Genomic DNA, 13,250 nt, shown 5'->3' on the forward strand with positions numbered 1-13,250 from the left:
ACTATGAAAAAACCACTTCCTATTGGAATTAGCGACTTCAAAAAAATAATTGACGGAGGCTATGCTTATGTCGATAAAACTCTTTTGATCCAAGAGATCATAGAAAGAGGAACTCACGTTGCTCTCATTCCTCGTCCACGCCGCTTTGGCAAGACACTCAATCTTTCAATGTTACGTTATTTCTTTGAAAAGACAGCAGAAGACACGAGCTATCTATTTAAAAATTTAAATATTTGGAATAACGAAAAGTATAAAAGCCTGCAAGGACAATTCCCTGTTGTTTCGATCTCTCTCAAAGATGTAAAGCACATCTCTTGGGAAGAGAGCTTTAAAGTATTGCACACACTCATTGCCAAGGAAATGGAGAGGCATCATTATATCTTAGAAGTCCTAACAATAAGGGAGAAAGAACTTTATCATAAAATTCTCTCAGAAGAGAACAACAAACCTTTAATTGAACAAAGCCTACTTCTAATCACAGAATGGCTGCATCGCTACCATGCCAAGCAAGTTATTCTCTTGATCGATGAGTATGATACTCCAGCCCATGCAGCTTACATTGGAAACTATTACAATACCTTTATCGACTTTATCCGCAACTGGCTTTCAGCAGGCTTAAAAGATAATGTGCATTTAGAGCGAGGTATTCTTACTGGTATTCTACGCATTGCAAAAGAGAGCATTTTTTCAGGATTAAATAACATTAGTACCTTTACAATATTAAATGAACCATTTAGTGATAAATTCGGATTGTTAGAATCAGAGGTAAAAGAACTTTTAAAAAATCATGCCCTTTCTGATAAACTTCCTGAAATTAGTCAATGGTACAATGGTTACCGTATGGGATCTTGTACAGGAATTCATAATCCTTGGTCTGTTTTACAATGCATTGCTGAAAATGGTGCTTTATCTCCTTACTGGGTAAATACAAGTGATAATGCGCTTATGAAACATCTCATTGCTAAAGGAACTGATGATCTAAAAGCAGATATCGAGGAGCTTCTTAGAGGCGGTATTGTAGAAAAAACGATCGAAGATGGCGTTATATTTCCAGGCCTCGAGCAAGACCCAAGTAGCATATGGTCTTTACTTCTATACAGCGGCTATTTAACAATTGACACAACCCCCTCTTATGGTGTTCCATGCCAATTAAAGATTCCTAATATCGAAGTATCTGAACTCTATAAAACAATGATCTTAGATTGGTTTAAAACCAGCATTCATGAACATAAATATCGTATGCTCCTAAATAGCCTTGTCAGCGGTGATATTGACACTTTTTCTCAACTTTTTAAAGAATTTATGATCTCATCCGCAAGTGTTTTTGACGTATCCGCTGAAGAATCTGAAAAAATTTATCATGCATTTATTTTGGGTATGTTAGTTGGGCTCAAAGATCAATATGAAGTTAAATCAAATCGTGAAAGTGGCCTTGGTAGGTATGACGTCATGCTCATCCCTAAAAATACAAATGATTTAGGAATTATCATGGAATTCAAGAAGGTTGGTCGTTTTGAAGAAATTGACTTAGAAAAAGCTGTTCTTGCTGCCTTAAAACAAATAGAAGACAAACAGTACGCTCAAGAACTTCTTGATCGCGGTGTAAGCCGTATTTTGTATCTTGGGTTTGCCTTTGAAGGCAAACGCGTTCTCATCCGTTCAAAAATTAAAACTTAATCAAATGATGAGCTTCTAAAAAAGTGCTCTTGTTATAAGCATCATTCCAAAAATGCCATTCTAATAAAGAGCTATACATAAAGGCATTTTTCATGCTCTCTAATGTATTTACAGAGCACTTACTTGCTGTTTTATCTAGTATGGATATGGCCAAATCAGTTCCTCTTGAAAATTCCTGACTAGAATAAGTCTCTATCCAAAGCATGTAAGGGTTTTCTTCTTTAGCATATGCAGCTATATGCCTTCCTACTTCCCTATAAATCCAAAAACAGGGTAGCACTGCTGCAATAGCCTCTTCCAATGAAGCAGTTGACGCCGTTGAAATAAGGTAGTGAGTATAAGACATACAAAACACAGAAGGCTCAATCGTATCGCAAGTATAATTTGGAGCCAAAAATTTGGCATGTAGTTCACGCTCTGCAACGAGAGCTCCCAGTGCAAAATTCAAAAACTGATGAATCATTTCTGAAGAGCTTGCCCTACCTGCAATGAGCGCAAGCGCCCTAGAAAAGCTCTTTAAATAGTAAGCATCTTGCTCCATATAAAAAAGGAATCTCGATCTCTCTAATGTTCCCTCAGCAAGTTCCCTATTAAAGGGATGATTTATAATTCTTTGATAAATGGGAAAAGTTTGCTGCCAAAGATCACTAGAAAACGTCATATTAAAAGCTCCAAAAATGATGAACAGGACCATTTCCCTGACCTATTCTCAAGGATGCACCTGCACTAATTGCTTGTGTAAGATATTCTTTAGCCCTCTGAACGGACTCATGAATAGAAAAACCTTTTGCTAGAAATGCAGCTATCGCAGCTGAAAGCGTACACCCTGTCCCATGTGTATTTTGTGTCGAGATTCTTTTACTTGAAAACCAATGAATCTGCTTATTTGAATTTTTCAAACATAAACAATCTGAGCAATCAGCGTCTAAATGCCCTCCCTTTACAAGCACTGCCAAAGGACCCATCTCAATCAAATCCAAAGCTGCTTTTTCCATTTGGGCTTTATTTTGAATCTTTCTTCCTAAAAGCCTTGAAGCTTCCATCAAATTGGGGGTCAACACCGTTGTAATCGGGAAAAGGCGCTCTTTCATAGTAGCAATGGCATCTGGTTGTAAAAGCACATCACCACTTTTTGCAACCATAACTGGATCAAGAACAATGCAATTCACACCATACTGACACAAAATATTCACAACACTATCAACAATGTCCTTGCGATACAACATTCCTATTTTTACAGTATCTATACAAATATCATCTAAAATGGCTTTAATTTGTTCTTCTATACACTGAAGCGATACATCATAAACTGATCTAACTCCAATAGTATTTTGAACTGGAATAGCTGTCAAAACAGTTGTTCCATAACATCCCAAAGCTGAAAATGTTTTAAGATCTGCTTGAATACCAGCACCCGCACTTCCATCAAAACCTGCAATTGTAAGTACTTTATAAAGCCCCATACGCCTCCATTTTTTTCCCCATCATAGTAGCTGCATTTACAGGGCAATTTGCATCAAAAATTGCAGAAACTACAGCTACTCCTGCAACACCACATTCCAAAACTTCATCTACATTTGTCTTGTTTATACCACCAATTGCAATCATTGGATGGAAAGAAATAGAACATGCATATCTCAAATCGTCTAGTCTCCAATAAGTACTACAATCACTTTTTGTCTTTGTAAAAAACACAGGACTTGCAGCAAGATAATTCACATCCTCATTTTGAGCTTCTATGACATGAGTTATATTCTCTACAGATAATCCAATAATTGCTCGTTTACCAAGAATTTTTCTTGCTTCAGACACCTTTACATCAGACTGACCTAAATGAACTCCATCTGCATCTACCACATGAGCCACATCTACATTGTCATTAATGATTAATGGAACACTCATTGGCTTTAAAATAAGTTGTAGTTTTTTTGCAAGAGCCACAAATTCATGAGCTGAAATCCCCTTTTCTCTCAATTGAACGATTTTTACACCACCCTTAATAGCTTTATGGATAATTCTAAAAAAATCTTCCAACTCAAGACCTACTCGATTGGTAACTAAATAAAGTGATAAATCCAATGGATATCTATTCATAATACTCCACGCATATGTATTCTTCTATTTCAGCAAGTGATATTGAATAAAGTGTGTCCATGAATAATGGAATAAATGAACCTGGTCCATTTGATCTTCTAGCTGCTATTTCCCCAGAAATACTTATAAGAATTGCAGCATGAACTAACCCCAAAAAGGCATTTGGATTAATTGCTAAAAAAGCCCCTGCAATTGCGGTAGCACCGCAACCCATTCCTGTAACTTTTTCCATTAAAGGATGGCCATTATGAACAAATATGCATGACTCACCGTCCGTTATTATGTCACTTTTACCACTCATCCAAACGATGCATCTTTTTCTAGATGCCAATAATTTTGCTTGCTGTACATGTTCCATGGGATTTAGAGAGGTATCAACGCCCTTTGTCATTCCTTGAACATTACAAAGAGAGACAATTTCTGATGCATTACCTCTAATTGCAGTGATGATACCGTGAGCAATAATGGTATTAGCTGTTTTAGTTCGGTACTGAGTAGCACCCGCACCCACAGGATCAAATACCACTGGAATACCCTTTCGATTCGCTGTTTTTATCGCTAAAAGCATACTAGACACCCATGGAGAGCTTAGCGTGCCTATGTTTAAAACAAGGCTACTCGCAATCATAGTCATATCCTCTACTTCTTCTAGAGCATGAGCCATAACGGGGGAGGCACCAAGAGCAAGCAGGCTATTTGCTGTTTGCTCCATGACAACATAATTGGTTATATTATGAACGAGAGGAGAATTACTTTTGATTTTTTGGATGTCCGACCAGATACTGTGTGGATCTACTTTCATCTTCACGCTTCCTCCGCTGGTATTATCCAGATCAGGTTTTAGGGTATTTCTCAGCTAAGGTAATTACAAACCTTAAGCACCCCTGGTGATTAAAAACTTATTTCTCTAACAAAGCCAAACTTATACCCTTAATCACAAAATTATTTCAAGCATTAGTATTATGAACAAGTATTCTTAGTGCGAAGCTCTTTTATTTTTTCCAAGTCAAAGCAATAAGGCTCATGATCTTTTAATTCTCTCAAAATAGTTGCAAGGATTTTGTGTATCCATCCTTGCAAATTATTGTTTAGCCGATAATAAACCCATTGACTTCTACGCTCATCCGATATAAGACCTGATTGTCGCATAAGAGCCAAGTGCCTAGAAATCTTTGGTTGCATACTCCCAAGCACTTGACTAAGCTCACAAACGCATAATTCTTTTTCTTTTTGAAGCAATAATAAGCATCTAAGCCGTGTCTCATCAGATAGTATTGCAAATAACTCATCAGGAGTCATCATGATTTTTCTTTGGTTTAATTGCTTTTATTTTTGCTGATACAACATAATTTTCTGCATCAGAACCAGGTACCCAATCCTTGATAAACATACGACTATTTTCTTGTGGTTCAATCACAATATCTACAAATCCCGCATTAGACAAGATTTTTTTAAGTTCGCCTATTGTAATAGCACCCGAAATACAATTACAATAAAGCTCTTTATTATTAACCATTTCTTGCGGCAAAGGCTTGCTTGCAACCATGTCAGAAATTGCGATCCTTCCCCCTTCTTTCAAAACACGAAAAGACTCATTAAAAACTTGGGTCTTATTAGTTGACAAATTCACAACGCAGTTAGAAATGATTACGTCAACAGTATTGTTTGGAAGCGGTAAATGTTCTATTTCTCCTAAAAGAAATTCTACATTCTTATAGCCACTTTTTGTAGCATTAATTCTTGCCTTACTTAGCATTTCGGGCGTCATATCAACACCATACACTCTACCATAAGGGCCTACTTTACGTGCAGCTAAAAAAACGTCAAAACCTCCACCTGCACCCAAGTCTAAAACGATTTCACCTTGTTTTAAAGCAGCTATTGCTTGCGGGTTTCCACAACCAAGTCCCATATTAGATCCTTCTGGTGCACTCTCCAGCTCTTCTTTCGTATAACCTAATTCTTGTGAATAGTTATCATCCGGTTTATTAGACACTCCGCAGCAACTACGTGAATTACCACAGCTTTTATTTTGATTATTAGCATCAGCTACACTTCCATACGCACCTCGTACTTCTTGTTTTACCTCTTCTACGTTTTTAAATCCCTGGTTTTGTGCAACATACTGCACATATTCCATTTTTGGTGGTTGATAATAATCCATATTGCTCTCCTTAGTTATAAGCATTACATACATATATATGTATAAACGAATATGCAAATAAGATCAACATAAATTCATCACATATATAGACCACATTATTTACGATGAACTTTGTCAAGGAAAGGTATTTTCTGAATCTAAAGATGAGCTAATTCGTATCATAGAAGCTCTTAAAGACGATGGAGCAGAAGCTGTTTTACTCGGGTGTACAGAGCTTGGAATGCTCATTTCAGCAGAAGATGTAACCATTCCAGTGTATGATACAACCATTTTACATGCCAAAGAGGCGGCACGAATGTCTCTATTCTACACACAGACCAATTCTTAAATTGGTCTGTGTGTATACCGAAAGTCATTGGCTCTTTAACCAGATGTCATAGGTTTTTTGTACGGGAAGAGCTGCCTGTCCGCTTTCTACAAGAATTTGAATGCGCTGCATAATCTGCGAATTCCTTTCAAACTCTAAAAGGCTAGGGCTTGCAACTCCCAATTCTCTTAAACGACAAGCCAAAAGTTCTACTCTAGTAGCTTCTGGGTAATGTTGTACACCACCAGTAAGAGCAATTGACTTTTCTGTTGGACTTAAAGAGTCTTCATCTCGTGGATGAATAAAGTAAACGATTGAATAACGCTCTACATTTGGCTTTGCAACCACTTGATGAATAGCACTCTTAAAATATCCATTGGTCAAATTTTGAAGCATGTCACCGCCATTTACGATAAATGCATTCGCAGGTACTTTTACACTGATCCACTCTCCATCATGAAAGACTTGTAACCCCTCTTCTGTTGCGGCAGGAAGTATAGTAAACAGATCGATATCAGTATGTCTTGCTGCCCACAATCTTCCAGAGTCAGGGTTTTGAGGATAATGTAGGGTACGTAAAAGACATTCACCGCCCTTTGACATCTCAGGAAGAAAATCTTCATTTTCTCCTATAGCTAATGAAAAAACACCTTCTAGAATCTGTGCATACTGATCTAACACATCCATAAGATGAGTCATAGGGCTTTGCAAATCCATCCACTGAGGCCATAGGTTTTTTGCTCTTCCAATATGTACTAACTCCTTAAAATCTTTTGTTGCAAACCCTTGCGCCGTCTCTCCTGGAACATATCCTCTCTGTCCATTTAATTCTGGAGCATAAATCTCATTTTTGTATTCAAGAGGAGTAGAAAAAAATTCTTCAGATGCTCTATATGCAGCTTGCAATGCATCCTGATCAACACCTGTATTTATAACAGCAAAAAATCCTATCTCATGCAGTGCTTTAGCTACATCCTCAACAAATTTTTGTTTCTTTTCTGGATGATAGTAATCATTTAAATCAACCACTGGAATTGTAGAATCAAATGCCCCTACAACGCCTACTCCCAACACCATTAGACAAATCATCAAACGCAATAACATAACATTCTCCTTACTTTGCTATAAAAAACGAGGGATGATATCGATTAACACTTTAATTTTACAAGCCTTACGTTTTGAAAATCATGCGTATCATGCCAACATGAATATTTATATTGCCAAAATGCTACCTTAACAATATATTAACACATCATCGGTTACTTTTAAATTTTCAAGATGAAATTTTGGGTACTTTTTAAAGAAGATAATTTGGAGGCTTTTATGCGTATTGAAGATTGTTTTGTTCCTAACAATTTAGGATCACTTTCTGTTTTTTATGAGAACGAGGAGTTTTTCATAGAAACAACAGATGGGAAGCGCGCAATTCAAAAATGCGATCTCTCAAAAGAACTAAAAAATATTTCAGAGCCAGCATTATCAGCGCTGCTGTCCAAAGGCCAACTATGTGTTATACACAAACAAGTTCAAGAATTGGTTTTTGACAACGCGAAAGCTTTCGCGGTTCAACGATCATAATCAACTCCATATTGCTAATATTGAGTTGATTATGATCGTTGAGCCTCGGGGCTTTGGCGCAGTCAAAAAACAATTCTTGAACTTGTTTGTGTATAAACCAATAGGAAACGATCATGGCATTGAATTTAGAGCAAGAGTCTTAGGTGCTGGTCCTATTCTTGGCGCGCTTACGTTTGGTGTTATGGTTGTTGTTGGTGGCGCACTGACTCTTATTCCAGGTGGGCAGGCCGTGGGAGCAGCAGTTATAGCCGTTGCTCCCGAAACAGCTGCTGCTGCAACGGCCTTACCTACCCCATAAGCAAGAATTTAAGTTTTAGTATCCAAAACCAACTTCAATATAAGGAGTTTAGTCATGTCAATAACTGTACATAATATTCCAGAAAGCCGTCAAGCCCATCAAAGGGAAAATACGGATGTACCTGCAGGAGTTCGAAGGAACGGAAGATTTTCTTTTGGCGCTATTACTAGAGCAGCGCTCAAGGTTGCCACAGTGGCAGCTCCCCTTCTATTACTAGCAAGTCAAATCTCCGGAGCAGATGCAGGACCTGCTGCATATGCCATCTGTGTGGCAGCTTGCGGAACAATTGTAGGAGTTACCAGTGCTGGCACATTACTTCCAGCAGGAATAGGCCCTTGCATCAGTGCTTGTTGGACTGCATTCCTTGCACCTACTCTATAAACCTTGCTTAAAGTGCCAACATAACTAAATGTTGGCACTTTAAAGCTACAAAAGTGTGGTGCTTAAAAATGCTACACAACCCAGATTTTCCAAATGGCAACAGGAAGACCTTCGCGCCCCAATTGCACTGTAGAGTTCAAATGTAGTAGAGAAATTATGGCCAATGCAGTCGGAATTTATCGAGGATCATTTGATCCACCGCACAACGGGCATTTAGAAGCTGTTAACTATGTATTAAAAACTTGCATGGCTTCTGTAACTATCGTTTACAAGGACCTAAATTCGTCCAAACCTTTTCGAAGCAATAATAAAATTCGTAAAAAACTTTTGAAAACCATGTTCAAAGATATGCAAAACGTGGTTATATCAAAAAAAACCTATGAAGCAGCTTTGATTGATTTGCTATCTGATTCTACAATCATCAAAATTTATCACATAATAAGCTCAAAGACTTTAGATAAACCCATATGGCCAATTGGATTATCAACAAAATTAGCATACTTTATCATCCCAAAAAGGGATTATCCTATTGTAAGACCTGTATCGAGTTGGAATAATTTACCAGCAGAAACTACTAGTGTTGAGCACTTTACTGAGCGATACCATTCATCTTCCGAATTACGTGCATTGCTTTTTGAAAGAAATTTTCAAACTGCAAGCCTTGGCCTGCCTGCCCTAGTTTTTGATCAAATTCTGAGCCAAAACTTCTTTGTATCAAGTGAGAACGAATATTCATTTAGAACCATCATTCAAGATGTTAAAAAAATAGTAGAAAATGAAATTGTTCTTAAAAATAGTGTACCCATAGAAAAATATCCCCTTTCGTTTCATATAGGAAATGATATTGGTATTAGTGGTCTTTCCAATGATAAAGTCTGTTTTGTCAAAGATAAAGATGAACAAATATGCTTAGTTGTTAAAGTTTTTCTGGGAAATGATTATAAGGGTAATTATGAGAGTGAACTTTTAGGTTATGCAACTCTCAAAAAGTTAAATTTGCACTTGATACGGATTCCTGAGTTATTTTTTTCACATCAAAAAGAAAATTTTGCCTTCATTGGTATGAGCTTTGTCTTAGGCAAATCTCTTGCAGAGATGATGCAAGCCTCTCCTGAGGCAATACGTTTGTGCGCACAAGCCAATCTTGAGTTACACCTGGCTCAAAGATCACTGGCTACTGAAATATCGGCTCAACAAATAGCTGTTTATGAAGAGGTCATAGTAAGGGTTACTGATAGATTAAGCAATATACAAACTTCTTTTCTTCCCCCCGATATTGCAGCGAAATTAAAGACTCGTTGGTTACAGAAGCATCTATCGTTTGTTGCTAATCCAGGTTTACTTAGCTTCACACATGGAGATCCAAATCATAGCAATTGGATTGTCGATTTAGACAATCATTGCGTGACTTATATTGACTTAAGTTTATTTAAACGATCTATTTCCCCACAAGAGACCCCTAGTGGGTTTGCTATCAACGAAGTAGAAGAGGCTCTGATTATGTTTAGAGTTGCTGGAAAGCAAAGAGGGAATTTATCTAACGAACAAATTCGCGAAATACAAGATATATATGTAAAAGAATATATGGATCATGCACCTGTTGATATTACTACACCCGAAGCTAAAGATTATTTTTTTGCCTATTGGTCCTTGCGGATTATTGAAGAAATTTTAAAGGACTTTATTAATACTGATGTAGAAGAATCTAAGTTAAAATACCAAGCTCAATTAATAAAAAAAATTGACTCGTTTTTAAGCGATTCTTAACGTTTCTACCACCTGCAAAATCCTTTGAAAGATTTCTTGAGGGGTCGAAGAGGATTTTGCATGAATAACTATAACGCGATTTCGCTTAGTCATAATTGATAAAATTTGAGGAATATGTTCTTTAAAAAACTGCAATCGCTGCATAAGTTCTCTAGAGGAAATATCTTCTTTCCTTTTTATAAGCATACCTTCGCAATGCGGACAACATCCTTCTTTAGTTAATGAATCTTCTCTTCTAATTTGTATTTCACAGTTAGAGCAAATATAACGATGTTTTAGGCGATCCAGAATATCAGATTCATCAACGGAAAGGTATATGGGGATATGAATATCATCCGGTCTTAAAAGGCCATCATTATATACCGTAGATTGCGTTTCTGACCTTGGAAATCCATCCAAAATAAATCCTTTTTTACAATCAGGATCCGCCATTTTCTTCAGTAAAAGTCCATAAGGAATCTCGTCAGCAAATCGCGTTGGGCTAGAAATCTGATCATGATACAAAATTACCTCTCCAATAGGCGTATTGGCCCTACATTCATTACGATAAAGATCTCCCATCGATAAAGTAGGTATATTATATTGTTCTGAAAGTAACTTTCCTTGAGTGCCTTTTCCAACTCCAACTGTGCCTAAAAGATTAATAACTAATCTAGATTCTAAAGAAGATTTTTTTAAATTGCTTGGATCCTCTTTAGAACAAGCTGATTGAAAAGCTTCTTTATATCTTATCGAAGAAAGTGTGTGTTCCATATAATCATGGCCTACCCACTCTATTTGCGTTTCCGCTCCAGAGAGGCCTTCAATAGGATTGTTTTGCATGACACTATGAAAGACGTGCAAAATAGGATCTCTTTGATCCGTAGATGGTATCTTGCAACAATATGTAAAATTAATCTCCTCAAAGTCTATAGTTGTTTGCTTACGAACGAGTCTTATAATAGCCTGAAAGTAATCTTCAAGTTCTAAAACACGTCCTCCTGGAATTCTCCAAGATTCTGAAGTATCGGAGTGTTCATGTAAGAGTAAGAATGTTTTTTGATATTCGATAAAACAGATGGATTTTTGTGGTATCAAAGAACTTGTGGACATATTCCTCTAGAGTACATGTTATGTTGTAAATGTATTTCGCAGCAGATTATTCTATACAGCTTTTTTTGTAGATAAGAATTTTGATTTTAAGCACACTGTACCATTCTTGTCGTGAGTGATTGCATAAAACTTAAAAATAAATGAATTTGTTATTTTAAGTTTTATGCCACCTCAAATCATCTGGAGGCATAGATATGACTTTAACAGCGTTGGTGTTACATGATTTTAGAAGAGATGAAAAGCAGCCACTTGTAGTTAAGCCTGAAAAAGATCAAGACCCTTCTGAAACTGCTTTTAAAATTTTTATGGTCTCTTCGACCCGGCTCCAACAATATGGAACAGGAAAAATTATTTTTTTGTATGGAACGTCAAATGCGGGTAAAACATCGATTTGCAAAGAAGTACTAGCAATCCATTCAGATATAGTTGTTGATGGCATTGATGCTGCAATGGATAGGCATTATCTTAAAATCATTTCAAATATTGGATCTTTTAAGAAATATTTTTTTGACCGCTATTTGACTATTTCCAGGTGTATTGATGATGATGACATCTCAACTTTTGTTAAAGGACACGAGGTTAAATATAAACCATTAAGCACAGTAGAAGAGCGCAAAAATGCACTAGCAGCAGCTTCTTATGTTTCAATAATAGAAGAATTATTCTTTAGTGCAACTCACAGGGATGCAGCACAAGATAATTTGTTCGAAAGAGCTCTGCATTTATCAGCAAATGAAAAGAATGTTGTCATTGACGCTGTCGAATGTAATGATTTTTTTGGTTATAAAGTAAGCAGGATGTTTCATTGCCCTTTATTAATTACTCTTGTTCACTGTTCCTTTGTAAAACTAGCAGAGCATAAAGAAAGAAGAAATAGACAGGCCTTAGAAATAGACCAGGAGCACGATGCAAGATTTGGAACTTATCCTTTCCTTCAATTTACAGATTTTCTTAGGCCTCGAAGAAGCGGGCAAGAAGCGTACATGCATAGTGTCAATAAAACAACTGTAACTCAAATTTATGATAAGCATTTGAAAGAAGAGTGTCGATTTAGACCTACTCCAGGAACTGGAGAAGAAGATTTGCAGGGAAGACGCAATTTTGAATTAGGGATATTATACAGTAAGCTAGGGCTAAAAGAGGATCTGCAAGAAGAAGTGCAATTAACATCCAGAGGTTACTTTGACATAGAAATTGATACAGGGGTAGACACGCCTGCTCAGGGAGCACTGAAGGTTCTTCAGTTTATTTAATAATATTTAGGGGGAATTGACAATGGACATTATGAATAAATCAATTAGGCTTACTTATCTTTTGGATCCGCACTGCCAGGCATATGAAGAGCAAGGGCCAAAGATAAATGAGTTGCCAGACCCTCTTCTTAAAGAATACCAGCAAGGGATTATCCTTAGGGATGTAGAGCAAGCCTATTCACAATCTCTTGAGAAATTCCTGTCTGTTGCAGAATTTGGATGTGTAGATGCCATGTTTTCAATAGGTCTCTTATTAAAAAACGAGCTTAAAGATATTAAACAAGCGGCTATTTGGTTTACTAAAGCAGCAGATCTTGGTCATAAAGATTCTTTATTTTACTTAGGGTTTCTCTACGCAGTTGATCTTGGAGAGTTTGAAACAGCAGCAAGCTGGTATAAAAAGGCAGCAGAGAAAGGAAATCTCGAAGCTTTGTTTTTCTTAGGCATTATTTATAAAGATGACCTTCATGATTATCCAACGGCGATAGAGTGGTTTCAGAAAGTAGCCAATCTAGGGTATGCAGAAGGCATGTATTACTTAGGGCTTATTTACCGCGATCATTTCAATGACCAGAAAAATGCCCAGCAATGGTTTGATCAATATGCCGTTGCTATGCTTCAAAAGAAATACTTTTAGTG

The 13,250-nt window shown here is 36.9% G+C and carries 16 protein-coding genes and 1 riboswitch; of the genes, 7 read left to right on the forward strand and 9 right to left on the reverse strand.

Features of this window, described 5'->3' with window-relative positions:
* The first annotated feature begins 3 nt into the window (after positions 1-3).
* Positions 4-1,677: an AAA family ATPase gene (locus P4L16_00140; protein MDR3623536.1), complete on the forward strand. Its 1,674-nt coding sequence runs from the start codon at positions 4-6 to the stop codon at positions 1,675-1,677.
* Here the strand turns inward: P4L16_00140 and tenA are convergent.
* The 8 genes from tenA to P4L16_00180 all read right to left on the reverse strand — a co-directional run bounded on the left by tenA (position 1,667) and on the right by P4L16_00180 (position 7,346).
* On the reverse strand, positions 1,667-2,338 hold the full coding sequence (tenA, locus tag P4L16_00145) for a thiaminase II (GenBank protein ID MDR3623537.1): 672 nt from the start codon (positions 2,336-2,338) through the stop codon (positions 1,667-1,669). The genes P4L16_00140 and tenA overlap by 11 nt on opposite strands.
* A 1-nt stretch (position 2,339) precedes the next feature.
* On the reverse strand, positions 2,340-3,140 hold the full coding sequence (gene thiD, locus P4L16_00150) for a bifunctional hydroxymethylpyrimidine kinase/phosphomethylpyrimidine kinase (protein MDR3623538.1): 801 nt from the start codon (positions 3,138-3,140) through the stop codon (positions 2,340-2,342).
* Positions 3,127-3,771, reverse strand: a complete 645-nt coding sequence (thiE, locus tag P4L16_00155) for a thiamine phosphate synthase (GenBank protein MDR3623539.1) — start codon at positions 3,769-3,771, stop codon at positions 3,127-3,129. The genes thiD and thiE overlap by 14 nt, the downstream gene beginning before the upstream one ends.
* Positions 3,764-4,573: a hydroxyethylthiazole kinase gene (gene thiM / locus P4L16_00160; protein MDR3623540.1), complete on the reverse strand. Its 810-nt coding sequence runs from the start codon at positions 4,571-4,573 to the stop codon at positions 3,764-3,766. Before thiM ends, thiE begins: the two co-directional genes overlap by 8 nt.
* Positions 4,564-4,667, reverse strand: a riboswitch (TPP riboswitch). (Overlaps the previous gene by 10 nt.)
* Before the next feature lie 64 nt (positions 4,668-4,731).
* Positions 4,732-5,073: a metalloregulator ArsR/SmtB family transcription factor gene (locus P4L16_00165; protein MDR3623541.1), complete on the reverse strand. Its 342-nt coding sequence runs from the start codon at positions 5,071-5,073 to the stop codon at positions 4,732-4,734.
* Positions 5,060-5,935 carry an arsenite methyltransferase gene (locus P4L16_00170; GenBank protein ID MDR3623542.1) on the reverse strand — a complete coding sequence of 292 codons (876 nt, stop codon included), beginning with the start codon at positions 5,933-5,935 and terminating at the stop codon, positions 5,060-5,062. Before P4L16_00170 ends, P4L16_00165 begins: the two co-directional genes overlap by 14 nt.
* Positions 5,936-6,049: 114 nt before the next feature.
* On the reverse strand, positions 6,050-6,205 hold the full coding sequence (locus P4L16_00175; protein MDR3623543.1) for a hypothetical protein: 156 nt from the start codon (positions 6,203-6,205) through the stop codon (positions 6,050-6,052).
* A gap of 82 nt (positions 6,206-6,287) precedes the next feature.
* Positions 6,288-7,346, reverse strand: a complete 1,059-nt coding sequence (locus P4L16_00180; GenBank protein ID MDR3623544.1) for a 2-oxoglutarate and iron-dependent oxygenase domain-containing protein — start codon at positions 7,344-7,346, stop codon at positions 6,288-6,290.
* Positions 7,347-7,565: 219 nt separating this feature from the next.
* Between P4L16_00180 and P4L16_00185 the strand changes: the two genes are divergently transcribed.
* The 4 genes from P4L16_00185 to P4L16_00200 all read left to right on the forward strand — a co-directional run bounded on the left by P4L16_00185 (position 7,566) and on the right by P4L16_00200 (position 10,266).
* Entirely contained in the window at positions 7,566-7,820 is a 255-nt protein-coding gene (locus P4L16_00185) for a hypothetical protein (GenBank protein MDR3623545.1), read from the forward strand.
* Positions 7,821-7,908: 88 nt separating this feature from the next.
* Positions 7,909-8,118 carry a hypothetical protein gene (locus tag P4L16_00190; protein MDR3623546.1) on the forward strand — a complete coding sequence of 70 codons (210 nt, stop codon included), beginning with the start codon at positions 7,909-7,911 and terminating at the stop codon, positions 8,116-8,118.
* A 54-nt stretch (positions 8,119-8,172) separates the two neighbouring features.
* Complete coding sequence (locus P4L16_00195) at positions 8,173-8,499, forward strand: hypothetical protein (protein ID MDR3623547.1); 327 nt, start codon at positions 8,173-8,175, stop codon at positions 8,497-8,499.
* Between the two features lie 156 nt (positions 8,500-8,655).
* The gene (locus P4L16_00200) at positions 8,656-10,266 is read left to right on the forward strand and encodes a phosphotransferase (protein MDR3623548.1); all 1,611 of its coding nucleotides are present in this window, start codon (positions 8,656-8,658) and stop codon (positions 10,264-10,266) included.
* Here P4L16_00200 and P4L16_00205 read toward each other — a convergent pair.
* Positions 10,252-11,358: a nucleoside monophosphate kinase gene (locus P4L16_00205; protein MDR3623549.1), complete on the reverse strand. Its 1,107-nt coding sequence runs from the start codon at positions 11,356-11,358 to the stop codon at positions 10,252-10,254. The two genes, P4L16_00200 and P4L16_00205, sit on opposite strands and share 15 nt — an antisense overlap.
* A 194-nt stretch (positions 11,359-11,552) precedes the next feature.
* Between P4L16_00205 and P4L16_00210 the strand changes: the two genes are divergently transcribed.
* Positions 11,553-12,611 carry a hypothetical protein gene (locus P4L16_00210; protein ID MDR3623550.1) on the forward strand — a complete coding sequence of 353 codons (1,059 nt, stop codon included), beginning with the start codon at positions 11,553-11,555 and terminating at the stop codon, positions 12,609-12,611.
* Between the two features lie 31 nt (positions 12,612-12,642).
* Entirely contained in the window at positions 12,643-13,248 is a 606-nt protein-coding gene (locus P4L16_00215) for a tetratricopeptide repeat protein (GenBank protein ID MDR3623551.1), read from the forward strand.
* The last annotated feature ends 2 nt before the right edge of the window (positions 13,249-13,250 follow it).

The sequence above is a fragment of the Chlamydiales bacterium genome (assembly GCA_031292375.1).
In the GTDB taxonomy this organism is placed as follows: Bacteria; Chlamydiota; Chlamydiia; order Chlamydiales; family VFKH01; genus JARLHF01.

Bases quoted from the DNA above. Each gene is read 5' to 3' on its own strand.
- P4L16_00140 (MDR3623536.1), top strand. From the start codon at position 4: ATGAAAAAACCACTTCCTATTGGAATTAGCGACTTCAAAAAAATAATT.
- tenA (MDR3623537.1), bottom strand. From the start codon at position 2,338: ATGACGTTTTCTAGTGATCTTTGGCAGCAAACTTTTCCCATTTATCAA.
- thiD (MDR3623538.1), bottom strand. From the start codon at position 3,140: ATGGGGCTTTATAAAGTACTTACAATTGCAGGTTTTGATGGAAGTGCG.
- thiE (MDR3623539.1), bottom strand. From the start codon at position 3,771: ATGAATAGATATCCATTGGATTTATCACTTTATTTAGTTACCAATCGA.
- thiM (MDR3623540.1), bottom strand. From the start codon at position 4,573: ATGAAAGTAGATCCACACAGTATCTGGTCGGACATCCAAAAAATCAAA.
- P4L16_00165 (MDR3623541.1), bottom strand. From the start codon at position 5,073: ATGATGACTCCTGATGAGTTATTTGCAATACTATCTGATGAGACACGG.
- P4L16_00170 (MDR3623542.1), bottom strand. From the start codon at position 5,935: ATGGATTATTATCAACCACCAAAAATGGAATATGTGCAGTATGTTGCA.
- P4L16_00175 (MDR3623543.1), bottom strand. From the start codon at position 6,205: ATGGTTGTATCATACACTGGAATGGTTACATCTTCTGCTGAAATGAGC.
- P4L16_00180 (MDR3623544.1), bottom strand. From the start codon at position 7,346: ATGTTATTGCGTTTGATGATTTGTCTAATGGTGTTGGGAGTAGGCGTT.
- P4L16_00185 (MDR3623545.1), top strand. From the start codon at position 7,566: ATGCGTATTGAAGATTGTTTTGTTCCTAACAATTTAGGATCACTTTCT.
- P4L16_00195 (MDR3623547.1), top strand. From the start codon at position 8,173: ATGTCAATAACTGTACATAATATTCCAGAAAGCCGTCAAGCCCATCAA.
- P4L16_00200 (MDR3623548.1), top strand. From the start codon at position 8,656: ATGGCCAATGCAGTCGGAATTTATCGAGGATCATTTGATCCACCGCAC.
- P4L16_00205 (MDR3623549.1), bottom strand. From the start codon at position 11,358: ATGTCCACAAGTTCTTTGATACCACAAAAATCCATCTGTTTTATCGAA.
- P4L16_00210 (MDR3623550.1), top strand. From the start codon at position 11,553: ATGACTTTAACAGCGTTGGTGTTACATGATTTTAGAAGAGATGAAAAG.
- P4L16_00215 (MDR3623551.1), top strand. From the start codon at position 12,643: ATGAATAAATCAATTAGGCTTACTTATCTTTTGGATCCGCACTGCCAG.